The organism is Streptomyces sp. BJ20 (genome assembly GCF_022869105.1).
Classification (GTDB): domain Bacteria; phylum Actinomycetota; class Actinomycetes; order Streptomycetales; family Streptomycetaceae; genus Streptomyces; species Streptomyces griseoincarnatus.
Genome location: NZ_CP094918.1, coordinates 1,295,041 through 1,308,612, shown reverse-complemented (window position 1 = coordinate 1,308,612; position 13,572 = coordinate 1,295,041). Strand labels below are relative to the sequence as shown.

The window sequence follows — 13,572 nt, the reverse complement described above, 5'->3', positions numbered from 1 at the left end:
AGAAGTATGCGCCGTGCCGGTCACGGCAGCGCCTTGCGTGCGGTGGCGAACCGGGGGCGGTTGTTCAGGTCGGGGTGGTCGGCCGCGTCGGTCCAGCCGCGGTCCTCCGCGAAGATCCACGGCACCTGCCCGCCCTGGGTGTCGGCGTGCTCGACGACGACCACGCCGCCGGGGCGCAGCAGCCGGTGCGCGGTGCGCTCCAGGCCGCGGATCAGTTCGAGGCCGTCCTCGCCGGAGAACAGGGCCAGTTCGGGGTCGTAGTCGCGGGCCTCGGGGGCGACGTACTCCCACTCGGTGAGCGGGATGTACGGCGGGTTGGAGACGACCAGGTCGACCTGGCCGTCGAGGTCCGGGAAGGCCGTCAGGGCGTCCCCCTGACGCAGTTCGACCCTGGACCCCTCCATGTTCTTGCGGGTCCACCTGAGGGCGTCCTCGGACAGCTCCACGGCGTACACGCGGGACCGGGGGACCTCCTGGGCGAGGGCGAGGGCGATCGCTCCGGAGCCGGTGCACAGGTCGACGATGCACGGCTCGACCACGTCCATGGCGCGCACCGCGTCTATGGCCCAGCCGACCACCGACTCGGTCTCCGGGCGGGGCACGAAGACTCCGGGGCCTACCTGGAGCTCCAGGTAGCGGAAGTACGCCCGTCCGGTGATGTGCTGGAGCGGCTCGCGGGCCTCGCGGCGGGCGATGACCTCCCAGTACCGGGCGTCGAAGTCGGCGTCCTTGACCGTGTGCAGCTCGCCGCGCTTGACGCCGTGCACGAACGCGGCGAGCTCCTCCGCGTCGGTGCGCGGCGAGGGCACGCCCGCGTCGGCGAGCCGCTGAGTGGCCTGGGCCACCTCGGCGAGCAGCAGGTTCACTGGTCCTCCGGGCTGTCTTCGGGTGCTTAGGCGGCGGCGAGCTTGGCGGCCGAGTCCGCGTCGACGCAGGCCTGGATCACCGCGTCGAGGTCGCCGTCCAGGACCTGGTCCAGGTTGTACGCCTTGAAGCCGACGCGGTGGTCGGAGATGCGGTTCTCCGGGTAGTTGTACGTCCGGATCTTCTCGGAGCGGTCGACGGTGCGGACCTGGCTGCGGCGGGCGTCGGCGGCCTCGCGCTCCGCTTCCTCCTGTGCCATGGCGAGGAGCCTGGAGCGCAGGATACGCAGGGCCTGCTCCTTGTTCTGCAGCTGGCTCTTCTCGTTCTGGCAGGAGGCGACGACGCCGGTCGGGATGTGCGTGATGCGCACGGCGGAGTCCGTGGTGTTCACCGACTGCCCGCCGGGGCCGGAGGAGCGGTAGACGTCGATGCGCAGGTCGTTGGGGTTGATCTCCACGTCGACCTCCTCGGCCTCCGGGGTCACCAGGACGCCCGCGGCGGAGGTGTGGATGCGGCCCTGCGACTCGGTGGCCGGCACCCGCTGCACGCGGTGCACGCCACCCTCGTACTTCAGCCGGGCCCACACGCCCTGGCCGGGCTCGGTCTGCCCGCGGGTCTTCACCGCGACCTGGACGTCCTTGTAGCCGCCCAGCTCGGACTCGGTGGCGTCGATGATCTCGGTCTTCCAGCCGACGCGCTCGGCGTACCGCAGGTACATGCGCAGCAGGTCGCCGGCGAACAGGGCGGACTCGTCGCCGCCGGCGCCCGCCTTGATCTCGAGGATGACGTCCTTGTCGTCGCTGGGGTCGCGCGGGACCAGCAGCAGCCGCAGCTTCTCGGTGAGCTCCTCGCGCTGCTGTTCGAGGTCCTTGACCTCGGCGGCGAAGTCCGGGTCGTCGGCGGCCAGTTCGCGCGCGGCCTCGATGTCGTCGCCGGTCTGCTTCCAGGAGCGGTACGTGGCGACGATCGGGGTGAGTTCGGCGTAGCGCTTGTTCAGCTTGCGCGCGTTGGCCTGGTCGGCGTGGACCGACGGGTCGGCGAGCTTCTTCTCCAGGTCGGCGTGCTCGGCGACGAGTTCCTCGACGGCCTCGAACATGGTGGGCTCCTGCTGCTGGTACGGGGATGAAGGGCGGGCGACCAAAAACGCCGGTCCCGGCCCGCCCCCGGGCGGGGGCGCGGCCGTGGACCGGCGAATCGGTGCTCGCTACTTCTTGGAGCCGGCAGCCTTGCCGAAGCGGGCCTCGAAGCGGGCCACACGGCCACCGGTGTCGAGGATCTTCTGCTTGCCCGTGTAGAACGGGTGGCACTCGGAGCAGACCTCGGCGCGGATGTTGCCGCTGGAGATCGTGCTACGGGTGGTGAACGACGCGCCACAGGTGCAGCTGACCTGCGTCTCGACGTACTCGGGGTGGATGTCGCGCTTCAAGGTGTCTCCTAGGTTCCGGGAGGGCGCCGGGTCGCCGCCCGCGGGGTGCGGGAGCGTGAACCGGAGCCGACGTACCAGTCTGCCAGGACTGGGGCCGTCTCCCAAAACGGGGGTGGCCCCGGGATCATTCCCGGGGCCACCCCGCGGTCCTCACGGACGGCGTCGCGCTCAGCCCAGCAGGTCGTAGTTCTGGTAGCCGGTGCCCATGGAGACGCGCGTCGAGAAGAACGGCGCCGCGTTGCGGCCGGTGCCCCGGTACGCGTACAGGGTGCCGCTCGGCGTGCGGGCCAGCAGGTCCGCCTTGCCGTCGCCGCTGACGTCACCGACGGTGACGACGGCGTTGTACGTGGTGCTCTTCCACGTGGCCAGCTTGGTGCGGCCCGTGAAGGAGCCGGCGCCGGCCTTGCCCGTGCCCTTGTACAGGTACAGGTCGCCGGTGCTGCGGACGCGGGCCACCAGGTCGGCCCGGCCGTCGCCGGTGAAGTCGCCGTGGCCGCGCAGGACGTCGAACCCGGCCCAGCCCGTGCCCGTCTTCAGACGGGTGGAGAAGGTGCCGTTGCCCTTGCCCGGGTAGGTCCACAGCACGCCCGCCGAGTCCACCATCAGCAGGTCGGGCACGTAGTCGCCGGTCACGTCACCGGGGGTGACGATCTGGCGGACGGACTTCCAGCCGGTGCTGAGCCGCTTGGTGGCCCAGCTGTTGCTGGAGATCACGTAGTGCGCCCAGTACAGGCTCCCGTCCGTGGCGCGGTAGACGAGGTCCTGGTAGCCGTCCCGGTCGAGGTCGGTCTGGAGGACGACGTTGACGCCCCTCCAGTCCCCCCACTCCTCCTGGGCGGAGAACCGGGAGCTGAGCGAGTTCCGTGAGTAACCGACACCCGTGGACTTGTTGCGGACCCACAGGTCGGCGCGGTGGTCGCCGTTCATGTCGGTGTCGTCGATGCGCGGGTAGGTGACGCCGACGTAGCTCGTCACCTTGGTGAAGACGCCGAAGGCGCCCTTCTCCACGCAGTCCCTGACGCCCCAGGAGACGACGCCCACGATCCGGTTGTTGACCACCAGCGGACCACCGGAGTCGCCGTTGCAGGCGGTGGTGGTGCCGGCGTCGCTGCCGGTGGCCGGCGCGCCCGCGCAGACCATGTGACCGCGGACGTAGTCGCTGCCCCAGTAGGCGCCGCAGGTGGCGTCGGACTGGATCGGCAGCGTCGCCGTCTTCAGGTACTCGGAGATCTCGTTGTTGGTGGAGGTGGTGCGCCCCCAGCCGTAGACCCGGGCGTTGGTCCCCGCCGCGTACGACGCGGTGTCGCCCGCGGTCGTCATGCGCAGCGGCGTGGCCTTCACCGGCACCGGCAGCGTGAGCAGCGCGATGTCGTTGTCGATGGTGGCCTCGTTGTACGCCGGGTTGTGCCACTGCCGCCAGACACCGGTGGCGGTGCCGCCGTGCAGGTCGCCGTCCGCGGAGGGCAGCTGGGTGGCGCCCGTGACGACGGCGCCGTTCTGGTACCAGTTGTAGCCCTTGACGCAGTGCGCGGCGGTGAGGATCTTCGTCGGCGCGACGACGACGCCGCCGCAGAAGAAGCCCTCGTCGTAGACCGGGTCGTAGTAGTGCAGCTGCGCCATCCAGGGCGCCGCGGAGATCGTGGTGGTGGTACCACCGATGATCTTCGCGTCGATGCCGGAGTCGGCCTTGCCGCTCGTGCTGAGCGGCGCCTTGTCCTTGGCCCGGGCGGCCTCGTCCGCCGCCATCGCGTCCACGACGCGACGGATCAGCTCGGACTGGGACGGTGACTCCGTCGCCGGAGTGACGTTCGGCTCGGGCAGCGCGGGCGCCGCCTGGGCCGCCGGCGCCGACAGGAGCGCCGCTCCGACGGCCACGGCGGCACCGGCCGCGGCCACGGCGAACCGGCGTCTGCGACGGCCGGGTCCGGACATGGGTGTAACCATGCAATTCCCCCCTCGGGATGCTGAGTTCGAGCGTCGGGTCCCGTTCAGGGACAGCTCGAAGCAGCGTGATCGTACACCTGTCCGACCACATCCGTGCACGAAAAACGGCCGTCCCGTGAAGGGACGGCCGTTCGCGTGGCCCCGCGGGGGCCCGAGAAGGGGGTGACGTCAGTCGCCGTTGCCCGGCGTCGGCGTCGTCTTCTGGATCTGCATCAGGAACTCGGCGTTCGACTTCGTCTGCTTCATCTTGTCGAGGAGTAGTTCGACCGCCTGCTGCTGGTCGAGGGCGTGCAGCACCCGGCGCAGCTTCCAGACGATGGCGAGCTCGTCGCTGGCGAGCAGGATCTCCTCCTTACGGGTGCCGGACGCGTCGACGTCCACCGCGGGGAAGATCCGCTTGTCGGCGAGCTTGCGGTCGAGCTTGAGTTCCGCGTTGCCCGTGCCCTTGAACTCCTCGAAGATCACCTCGTCCATGCGGGACCCGGTGTCCACCAGGGCGGTGGCGAGGATGGTCAGCGAGCCGCCGTCCTCGATGTTGCGGGCCGCACCGAAGAACCGCTTCGGCGGGTACAGGGCGGTCGAGTCGACACCACCGGACAGGATGCGGCCGGAGGCCGGGGCGGCGAGGTTGTACGCACGGCCCAGACGCGTGATCGAGTCGAGCAGCACGACCACGTCGTGACCCAGCTCCACCAGGCGCTTGGCACGCTCGATGGCCAGCTCGGCGACCGTGGTGTGGTCCTCGGCCGGGCGGTCGAAGGTCGAGGAGATGACCTCGCCCTTCACCGACCGCTGCATGTCGGTGACCTCTTCCGGACGCTCGTCGACGAGGACGACCATCAGGTGGCACTCGGGGTTGTTGTGCGTGATCGCGTTGGCGATCGCCTGCATGATCATGGTCTTGCCGGTCTTCGGCGGGGCCACGATCAGACCGCGCTGGCCCTTGCCGATCGGCGACACGAGGTCGATGATCCGCGTGGTCAGCACACCCGGGTCGGTCTCCAGGCGGAGCCGGTCCTGCGGGTACAGCGGGGTCAGCTTGTTGAACTCCGGGCGACCGCGGCCGTGTTCGGGCGCCATGCCGTTGACGGAGTCCAGGCGGACCAGCGCGTTGAACTTCTCGCGCCGCTCGCCCTCCTTGGGCTGACGGACGGCACCGGTGATGTGGTCGCCCTTGCGCAGGCCGTTCTTGCGGACCTGGGCGAGGGAGACGTACACGTCGTTCGGGCCGGGCAGGTAGCCGGAGGTCCGGATGAAGGCGTAGTTGTCGAGGATGTCCAGGATGCCCGCGACCGGGATCAGGACGTCGTCCTCGTTGATCTGCGGCTCCTGCACCTCGTCGCGGCCACGGCGGCCACGGCGGTCGCGGTAGCGGCCGCGACGGCCACGGCGGCCGCCTCCGTCGTCGTCGTACCCGTCGTCCTGACGGCCCCCGCCGCCCTGCTGGCTCTGCTGACGGCCGCCGCCCTGGTTCTGCTGCTGGTCGTCGCCCTTGCTGCGGCGGTCGCCACGGTCACCGCGGTCGCCGCGGTCGCGGCCCCGCTCACGGCGGTCGCGGCGGCGGCCCTCGCCGCCGTCGTGGTCGGACTTGCCCTCGCCCTGCTGGGACTGCTGCTGCGCCGGGGCGTCGGACTTGGTCTCGGTCTTCGCCTCGGCCGTGATCGTCTCGGTCGCGGCGGCCGGGGCGCCCGCGTCGGCGGTGGCACGACGGCGGCGGCGCTCGGGGGCGCCCTCCGGGGCCTGCTCGGCGGCGGAGGCCTTCGGCGAGGGCTGACCGGGGATGTCGATCTGCTGCTGGGCCGCGGCCTTGTCGGCGGGCGCCTGCTCGTCCTTGGCCTCGGTCTTCTTCTCGGCCTTCTCGGCCGTGTCACCCGTGCGCGTGCGGGAGGTCGCGCGGCGCTTGGGCTTGGTCTCGGCGGACTCGGCCTTGGCCGGGGCGTCCCCGGAAGGGGCGCCTCCACCGGCGGCCTGCGCCTCCTTGATGACCTCGATCAGCTGGCTCTTGCGCATGCGCGCCGTGCCCCTGATACCGAGGCCGGATGCGACCTGCTGCAGCTCGGCCAGCACCATGCCCTCGAGGCCGGTACCGCGGCGCCGCCGGGAGCCGGCACCGGAGGCAGGCGCGGAAGCGTCCGTGGCGGGCGCGGCAGCGGTCTCCTCGACACGTGCGCCCATCAGATCGGTGGTGTCGCTCACGAAGGGTCCTTCCCTGGAGCGGACGTCGGCCTGTCTGGCTCGGCGACCGGTTGTGCTGTCCGGCATCGTTCCCTGATGTGTGGACCGTGCCGGGGCGGTTGTCCGCCTGCGCGGCGGAAGAGATATCTGGTGATGGCGCTACCTCGAGCCGTGGCACCCGGTGTCACGTGGCGTGGTCGCACCGATTCCGAAGCTCCCCCAGAGGGGGTGCCCCCGCCTGCGGGCCGTTCAGTGTCCGCGTACGACGTACTGCCCGCGTACGTAGCAGTGAACACAGTGCGGCTTGGGGGGCTCCCGGAAGAATGTCTGTCCCGGACGGGGACACGAGGCACCTCGCCATGGTGGGGTCGGGTGCAGACTTGAGGTTAACACTACCGGATCCAACAAACATTCCCCCTCTCCAAATCCGGCAACCGTGTCAGGTGGCGAGCGGAAGGACGCTCGCTCCCTGGACGTCCAGGCTCAGCCGGTTGGCGGCCCAGTCGGCGCCGGCGAGCGCTTCGACCTTGTCGGCCGTGCCCGCGTCGGCCAGCGCCATGACCGTCGGTCCGGCGCCGGAGATGACCGCGGGGATTCCGTCCCCGCGCAGCCGCTCCACCAGTGCGGCGCTCTCCGGCATCGCCGGGGCGCGGTACTCCTGGTGCAGGCGGTCCTCGGTGGCGGGCAGCAGCAGCTCGGGGCGCCGGGTGAGGGCCTCGACGAGCAGGGCGGCACGGCCCGCGTTGGCGGCGGCGTCGACGTGCGGCACGGTGCGCGGGAGCAGTCCGCGCGCGGTCTCGGTGAGGACCGGCTTCGCGGGCACGAAAACCACCGGAACGATGGAATCGGCGGGCTCCATCCTGATCGCCCGGGCGGCGCCGCCCTCCATCCAGGACAAGGTGAAACCGCCGAGCAGACAGGCGGCCACGTTGTCGGGGTGGCCTTCGATCTCTGTGGCCAGCTCGAGCAGCGCGGTGTCGTCGAGCTTGCTCTCGGCGCCTATGGTCACGGCGCGGGCGGCGACGATCCCGGCGCAGATGGCGGCCGAGGAGGAACCGAGGCCCCGGCCGTGCGGGATGCGGTTGGCGCAGACGATCTCCAGCCCGCGCGGCTGCCCGCCGAGCAGGTCGAAGGCGGTGCGCAGGGAGCGTACGAGAAGGTGGCTCTCGTCCCGCGGGAGGGTTTCGCTGCCCTCCCCCGCGATGTCGATGTGCAGCCCGGAGTCGGCCACCCGGACGACGACGTCGTCGTAGAGACCCAGCGCCAGGCCGAGGGCGTCGAAGCCCGGGCCGAGGTTGGCACTGGTGGCGGGGACGCGCACCCGGACGGCGGCGGCGCGGAACGCGGGACCGGCCATCGCTCGAAGACTCTCCTTGAGCTGCGTGGACTGTCGAATGACGTTCGATGGACATTCGATGACGTACGAGAACCCTGGGGCCGCCGCCGACCGGGCTGGCCGGCCGCTTCCGGGCCGTCCCGGATCACTGGCGGGACCCTGGGGACGACGCACTGCCGCGGCATATGCGGCGGGCGGGTTTCCTACAGCCTATCGAAGGAAGGTTCACCTGCGACATAGGGCGCACAGAAGGCGCACGATGCGTGTCGCAAGCCCCCTGTGCACCCCCTGTGGGAAGCGTCCCCGGGCCAGCGCGTCCTTACGCCGGTTGCGGCGCGTCCTTACGCCGGTTTCGGCGGGTTCGCGTCGCCGGAAACGCGCGGGGTCGCTTCGCCGTAAGCACGCGGGTTCGCACGGGCCGGAAGAGCCGAGCCCTCGTAGGCCGGACGAACCGGGCCACCGTGAGCCGGACGAGCCCGGGACCGCCGTTGGCCGCACGAGCCGAGTCGCCGCGGGTCAGGCGAGCCCGGGGCCGCCGCAGGCCGCACGAACCGAGCCGCCACGGGCCGGACGAACCGGGCGCCCTGGGCCCGACGAACCCGAGGCCGCCGCAGGCCCGACGAGCCGAGCCGCCACGGGCCGGACGAACCGGGCACCGTGGGCCCGACGAACCCGAGGCCGCCGCAGGCCCGACGAGCCCAGGGCCGCCGTGGGCCCGACGAGCCCAGGGCCGCCGTGGGTCAGGCGAGCCCGAGCCGCTGGGCGGCGGTCGCGGCGTCGACCGGGACGGTGACCGGCTGCGGGGCGCCGGCGACGGCCCAGTCGGGGTCCTTCAGACCGTTGCCGGTGACCGTGCACACGATCTTCTGGCCCGGGTCGACCCTGCCCTGCTCGGCCGCCTTCAGCAGACCGGCGACCGACGCGGCGGATGCGGGCTCGACGAAGACGCCCTCCTGAGAGGCCAGCAGCCGGTAGGCGCGCAGGATCTCACGGTCCGTCACCTCGTCGATGCGGCCGCCCGACTCGTCCCGCGCGGCGAGCGCGAGCTGCCACGAGGCGGGGTTGCCGATGCGGATGGCGGTGGCGATGGTCGACGGGTCCTTAACGACCTCGCCGCGCACGATCGGGGCGCTGCCGGAGGCCTGGAAACCCCACATGCGCGGGGTGCGGGAGCTGACGCCGTCGGCGGCGTACTCCTTGTAGCCCTTCCAGTACGCGGTGATGTTGCCCGCGTTGCCCACCGGCAGGACGTGGATGTCGGGGGCGTCACCCAGCATGTCCACGATTTCGAAGGCGGCCGTCTTCTGGCCCTCGATGCGCACCGGGTTGACCGAATTGACCAGCGCCACCGGGTAGTTGTCGCTCAGCGAGCGGGCCAGCGTGAGGCAGTCGTCGAAGTTGCCGTCGACCTGGAGGATCTTCGCGCCGTGCACCAGCGCCTGGCCCATCTTGCCCAGCGCGATCTTGCCCTGCGGCACCAGGACGGCGCAGACCATCCCGGCCCGCACCGCGTACGCGGCGGCGGAGGCGGAGGTGTTGCCCGTGGAGGCGCAGATGACCGCCTTCGCGCCCTCCTCCTTGGCCCGGGAGATGGCCATCGTCATGCCGCGGTCCTTGAAGGACCCGGTCGGGTTCGCGCCCTCGACCTTGAGGTGGACCTCGCAGCCGGTGCGCTCGGAGAGCACCTGCGCGGGCACGAGCGGCGTACCGCCCTCACGGAGCGTCACGACCGGCGTGGTGTCCGACACCGGAAGCCGGTCCCGGTACTCCTCGATGATTCCGCGCCACTGGTGGGTCATTGCTGGTTACTCTCCTTCAACCCGCATGATGCTGGCGACACCGCGCACGGTGTCGAGCTTGCGCAACGCCTCCACGGTCCCGCCGAGGGCCGCGTCGGACGCACGGTGGGTGACGACGACGAGCGACGCCTCCCCGTCCTTGCCTTGCTGGCGGACCGTGTCGATCGAGACACCGTGCTCCGCGAACACGGTGGCGACCTGGGCGAGAACACCCGGTTTGTCGGCCACGTCCAGGCTGATGTGGTAGCGCGTGACGACCTCGCCCATCGGCGAGACGGGCAGCGCCGCGTAGGCGGACTCGCCGGGTCCCGTGGTGCCGCCGAGCCGGTTGCGGCCGACCGCGACCAGGTCGCCGAGGACGGCGGAGGCGGTCGGGGAGCCGCCCGCGCCGGGGCCGTAGAACATCAGCTGTCCGGAGGCGTCGGACTCGACGAACACGGCGTTGTAGGCGCCGCGCACGGAGGCCAGCGGGTGGCTGAGCGGGATCATCGCCGGGTGCACGCGCGCGGTGACCGACGCGCCGTCCTCGGCCCGCTCGCAGATGGCGAGCAGCTTGATGGTGCAGCCCATCTCCCTGGCGGAGGCGAAGTCCGCGGCCGTCACCTCGGTCATGCCCTCGCGGTGGACGTCGTCGAGGCGTACGCGGGTGTGGAAGGCGATCCCGGCGAGGATGGCGGCCTTGGCGGCGGCGTCGAAGCCCTCGACGTCGGCGGTCGGGTCGGCCTCGGCGTACCCCAGGGCGGTGGCCTCGTCGAGGGCCTCCTGATAACCCGCCCCCGTGCTGTCCATCTTGTCGAGGATGAAGTTGGTGGTGCCGTTGACGATGCCGAGCACCCGGTTGACCTTGTCGCCGGCGAGGGACTCGCGCAGCGGGCGGATCAGCGGGATGGCGCCGGCCACGGCGGCCTCGTAGTAGAGGTCCTTGCCGTGCTCCTCCGCGGCGGCGTGCAGCGCGGCGCCGTCCTGGGCGAGGAGGGCCTTGTTGGCGGAGACGACGGACGCGCCGTGCTCGAAGGCGGTGGTGATGAGGGTCCGGGCGGGTTCGATGCCGCCGATGACCTCCACGACGATGTCGAGGTCGCCGCGTTTGACGAGGGCGGTCGCGTCGGTGGTGATCAGCGCGGGGTCGATGCCCTCGCGCACCTTGTCCGGCCGCCGTACGGCCACGCCGGCGAGCTCGACCGGGGCGCCGACGCGGGCGGCGAGGTCGTCGGCGTGCGTCGTCATGATGCGCGCCACCTCTGAGCCGACCACTCCACAGCCCAGCAGCGCCACCTTCAGCGGACGCGTACGCATCATCCGACCTCGTTTCCTGATTACCGTCTCGGTTGCACCAGTCTCACTCACCGAACGGGACTTTCTGTGCAAAGTCCGGATCGTGAGACATCTATTTCATTTCCATGACCGCGCCGACGAAAGATCTTCCGTCGACGCGGTCGCCGCCTTCTGCGGTGTCTCAGCCGACGTCGAGCCGGAGCAGGTCCTCCTCCGTCTCACGCCGGACGATGACACGCGCTTGGCCGTCCTTCACCGCGACCACCGGCGGCCGCAGCACGTGGTTGTAGTTGCTGGCCATGGACCGGCAGTACGCCCCGGTCGCCGGCACGGCGATGAGGTCGCCCGGCGCCAGGTCGCCCGGCAGGAAGGCGTCCTTCACCACGATGTCACCGCTTTCGCAGTGCTTGCCGACGACCCGGGTGAGCATGGGCGCGGCGTCGGAGGAGCGGGAGACGAGGGAGACGCTGTACTCGGCGTCGTACAGGGCGGTGCGGATGTTGTCCGACATGCCGCCGTCGACGGACACGTACGTACGCAGCCCGTCGAGCGGCTTGACGGTGCCGACCTCGTAGAGCGTGAACGCGGTCGGCCCCACGATGGCGCGCCCCGGCTCGACGGAGATGCGGGGGGTGCGCAGCTTCGCGGCCTCACACTCACGGGTGACGATCTCGGTGAGCGCCTTGGCGATCTCGTGCGGCTCGCGGGGGTCGTCGTCGCTGGTGTACGCGATGCCGAGGCCGCCGCCGAGGTCGATCTCGGGCAGCTCGACGCCGTGCTCGTCGCGGATGTCCTTCAGCAGGCCCACGACACGGTGCGCGGCGACCTCGAAGCCGGACATGTCGAAGATCTGCGAGCCGATGTGCGAGTGGATGCCGATGAGCTCCAGGCCGTCGAGCTGCAGCGCGCGCCGCACGGCCTCGGCGGCCTGACCGCCGGCCAGCGGGATGCCGAACTTCTGGTCCTCGTGGGCGGTGGCGATGAACTCGTGGGTGTGCGCCTCGACGCCGACGGTGATACGGATCTGCACGCGCTGCCGGACGCCGAGCTCGCGGGCGATGTGGGCGACGCGGACGATCTCCTGGAAGGAGTCGAGCACGATGCGGCCGACGCCGGCCTCGACGGCGCGACGGATCTCGGCGACGGACTTGTTGTTGCCGTGGAAGGCGATGCGCTCGGCGGGCATCCCGGCGGACAGCGCGGTGGCCAGCTCGCCGCCGGAGCAGACGTCGAGGTTCAGCCCCTCCTCGTGCAGCCAGCGCACGACGGCGCGGGACAGGAAGGCCTTGCCGGCGTAGAACACGTCGGCGTTCTCGCCGAAGGCGGTGCGCCAGGCGCGGGCCCGGGAGCGGAAGTCGACCTCGTCGAGGACGTAGGCGGGGGTGCCGTACTCCTCGGCGAGCCGCTTGACGTCGATCCCGCCGACGGTGAGCACGCCGTCGGCGTCACGGGTGACGGTCTCGGACCACACCTTGGGGTCGAGGGCGTTGGGCGCGGCGGGCGGCGCGAGGTAGTGCCCCTCGGGGAGGACGTCGGCGTGACGGGGCCCGGCGGGGTGTGCGGAACGGCTCATGGCAGGTCTTGCTCTTCCTAGAGATGTTCGGGTGCGTCGATGCCGAGCAGGGACAGGCCACCGGCCAGCACCGTCCCGGCGGCTTCGGCGAGGGCGAGCCGGGCACGGTGGGCGGCCGAGGGTTTCTCGTCGCCGAGCGGCAGTACGGAGGGCAGCAGGGGCGCGAGCGCGTCGGCGACGGCGACGAGGTGCCGGGCGAGCCGGTCGGGGGCACGGTGGGCGGCGGTGGCGGCCAGGACGCGGGGGTGGTCGGCGAGGAGCTGGATGAGGCCTTGGGCCTCTCCGTCAACGGTGACGGGGCCGTCGCCGTCGGAGCTGAGGGGGCCGGGCTCGAGGGTAAGGGGGCCGTCGCCCTCGGGGGTGAGAGGGCCGGGCTCGGGGGTGAAGCCGAGGTCGGCGGCGTTGCGGAGGAGGGCGCGGGTGCGGGCGTGGGCGTACCGGACGCGGAAGAGGGGGTTGGTCTCCCGCTGGGCGAGGTGCTGCTCGCTCCGGCTGTCGCCGATGTGGGGGCGGTCGTGCGGGGCGGGGAGGAGCAGGGCCCAGCGGGCGGCATCGCGGCCGAGGGGGGTGGGGTCGGCGGGGGCGGGGACGGGGCGGAGGGGGGCGCCCGTGCCGATGCCGGTACCGATGCCTGCGGGGATGTCGCTGGGAATGTCGCTGGGGACGCCGAGGATGCGCACCCAGGCGTCCTCGGGCGGCCCGGCGCAGGTGAGGCGGGGCCGAGCCCCCTGTGACCGCAGCACGCGGGCGACGGCGTCCATGAGGACGACGGCGCGGGCGTCATGGGCGGCGTGGAGTTCCACCGTCTGCCCGGCGAGGGTGTCGCTGTGCCCGTACCGGAGACCGGCGCGGAGGATGTCGCGGACGAGGCGGCCGTCGGCATCACCGTCGAGGGAGATGTTGAGAAACCCGGGCCAGGTGACGACGACGTCGCTGATCCCGTCGGTACGGAGCAGTCGGGTGCGCAGCAGCTCGGCGAGGGCGGGGGCGGGCTGCCCGGCCGGGCGGGCGAGCTGGAGGGCAACGTTGGTGGCGTAGTCGCCGCAGCCTCCGGGCCCGGGGGGAGCGACGACGACCCGCTCGGGCAGCACGGCCACGGCGAGTTCTCCCTCGTCGACGGCACGACGCACCGCGTGCAGCACGGTGCGGGAGAGCTCGACGGGGGTCACGGGACAAGCGT

Annotated in this window: 10 protein-coding genes; all 10 read right to left on the bottom strand. The window is 71.7% G+C overall.

Annotated elements, in window-relative coordinates; genetic code table 11:
* Nucleotides 1-20: 20 nt before the first annotated feature.
* On the bottom strand, nucleotides 21-866 hold the full coding sequence (prmC, locus tag MTR79_RS06180) for a peptide chain release factor N(5)-glutamine methyltransferase (protein ID WP_086700733.1): 846 nt from the start codon (nucleotides 864-866) through the stop codon (nucleotides 21-23).
* A 26-nt stretch (nucleotides 867-892) separates the two neighbouring features.
* A complete protein-coding gene (prfA, locus tag MTR79_RS06175; protein ID WP_048459214.1) occupies nucleotides 893-1,960 on the bottom strand; it encodes a peptide chain release factor 1 in 1,068 nt (355 codons plus the stop codon).
* 108 nt (nucleotides 1,961-2,068) lie between these two features.
* Nucleotides 2,069-2,290 (bottom strand): 50S ribosomal protein L31, encoded by a 222-nt coding sequence (gene rpmE, locus MTR79_RS06170; protein ID WP_006130146.1) that lies wholly within the window; start codon nucleotides 2,288-2,290, stop codon nucleotides 2,069-2,071.
* 168 nt (nucleotides 2,291-2,458) lie between these two features.
* Nucleotides 2,459-4,222: a trypsin-like serine protease gene (locus MTR79_RS06165; RefSeq protein WP_086700731.1), complete on the bottom strand. Its 1,764-nt coding sequence runs from the start codon at nucleotides 4,220-4,222 to the stop codon at nucleotides 2,459-2,461.
* Nucleotides 4,223-4,402: 180 nt separating this feature from the next.
* Nucleotides 4,403-6,430 carry a transcription termination factor Rho gene (gene rho / locus MTR79_RS06160; RefSeq protein WP_244789505.1) on the bottom strand — a complete coding sequence of 676 codons (2,028 nt, stop codon included), beginning with the start codon at nucleotides 6,428-6,430 and terminating at the stop codon, nucleotides 4,403-4,405.
* A gap of 418 nt (nucleotides 6,431-6,848) precedes the next feature.
* Nucleotides 6,849-7,766 (bottom strand): homoserine kinase, encoded by a 918-nt coding sequence (thrB, locus tag MTR79_RS06155; RefSeq protein ID WP_086700728.1) that lies wholly within the window; start codon nucleotides 7,764-7,766, stop codon nucleotides 6,849-6,851.
* Nucleotides 7,767-8,485: 719 nt separating this feature from the next.
* Nucleotides 8,486-9,544 (bottom strand): threonine synthase, encoded by a 1,059-nt coding sequence (gene thrC, locus MTR79_RS06150; protein WP_048459210.1) that lies wholly within the window; start codon nucleotides 9,542-9,544, stop codon nucleotides 8,486-8,488.
* Between the two features lie 6 nt (nucleotides 9,545-9,550).
* Nucleotides 9,551-10,843, bottom strand: coding sequence for a homoserine dehydrogenase (locus tag MTR79_RS06145; protein WP_048459209.1), 1,293 nt, complete (start codon nucleotides 10,841-10,843; stop codon nucleotides 9,551-9,553).
* Nucleotides 10,844-11,000: 157 nt separating this feature from the next.
* A complete protein-coding gene (gene lysA, locus MTR79_RS06140) occupies nucleotides 11,001-12,392 on the bottom strand; it encodes a diaminopimelate decarboxylase (RefSeq protein WP_244789504.1) in 1,392 nt (463 codons plus the stop codon).
* Between the two features lie 17 nt (nucleotides 12,393-12,409).
* A complete protein-coding gene (gene nrtL / locus MTR79_RS06135) occupies nucleotides 12,410-13,561 on the bottom strand; it encodes an ArgS-related anticodon-binding protein NrtL (RefSeq protein WP_244789503.1) in 1,152 nt (383 codons plus the stop codon).
* Nucleotides 13,562-13,572: the final 11 nt, after the last annotated feature.

What these genes read in the sequence shown, in the direction of transcription:
- prfA (WP_048459214.1), bottom strand. Translation starts at nt 1,960, where the DNA reads ATGTTCGAGGCCGTCGAGGAACTCGTCGCCGAGCACGCCGACCTGGAG.
- MTR79_RS06165 (WP_086700731.1), bottom strand. Translation starts at nt 4,222, where the DNA reads ATGTCCGGACCCGGCCGTCGCAGACGCCGGTTCGCCGTGGCCGCGGCC.
- thrB (WP_086700728.1), bottom strand. Translation starts at nt 7,766, where the DNA reads ATGGCCGGTCCCGCGTTCCGCGCCGCCGCCGTCCGGGTGCGCGTCCCC.
- thrC (WP_048459210.1), bottom strand. Translation starts at nt 9,544, where the DNA reads ATGACCCACCAGTGGCGCGGAATCATCGAGGAGTACCGGGACCGGCTT.
- MTR79_RS06145 (WP_048459209.1), bottom strand. Translation starts at nt 10,843, where the DNA reads ATGATGCGTACGCGTCCGCTGAAGGTGGCGCTGCTGGGCTGTGGAGTG.
- lysA (WP_244789504.1), bottom strand. Translation starts at nt 12,392, where the DNA reads ATGAGCCGTTCCGCACACCCCGCCGGGCCCCGTCACGCCGACGTCCTC.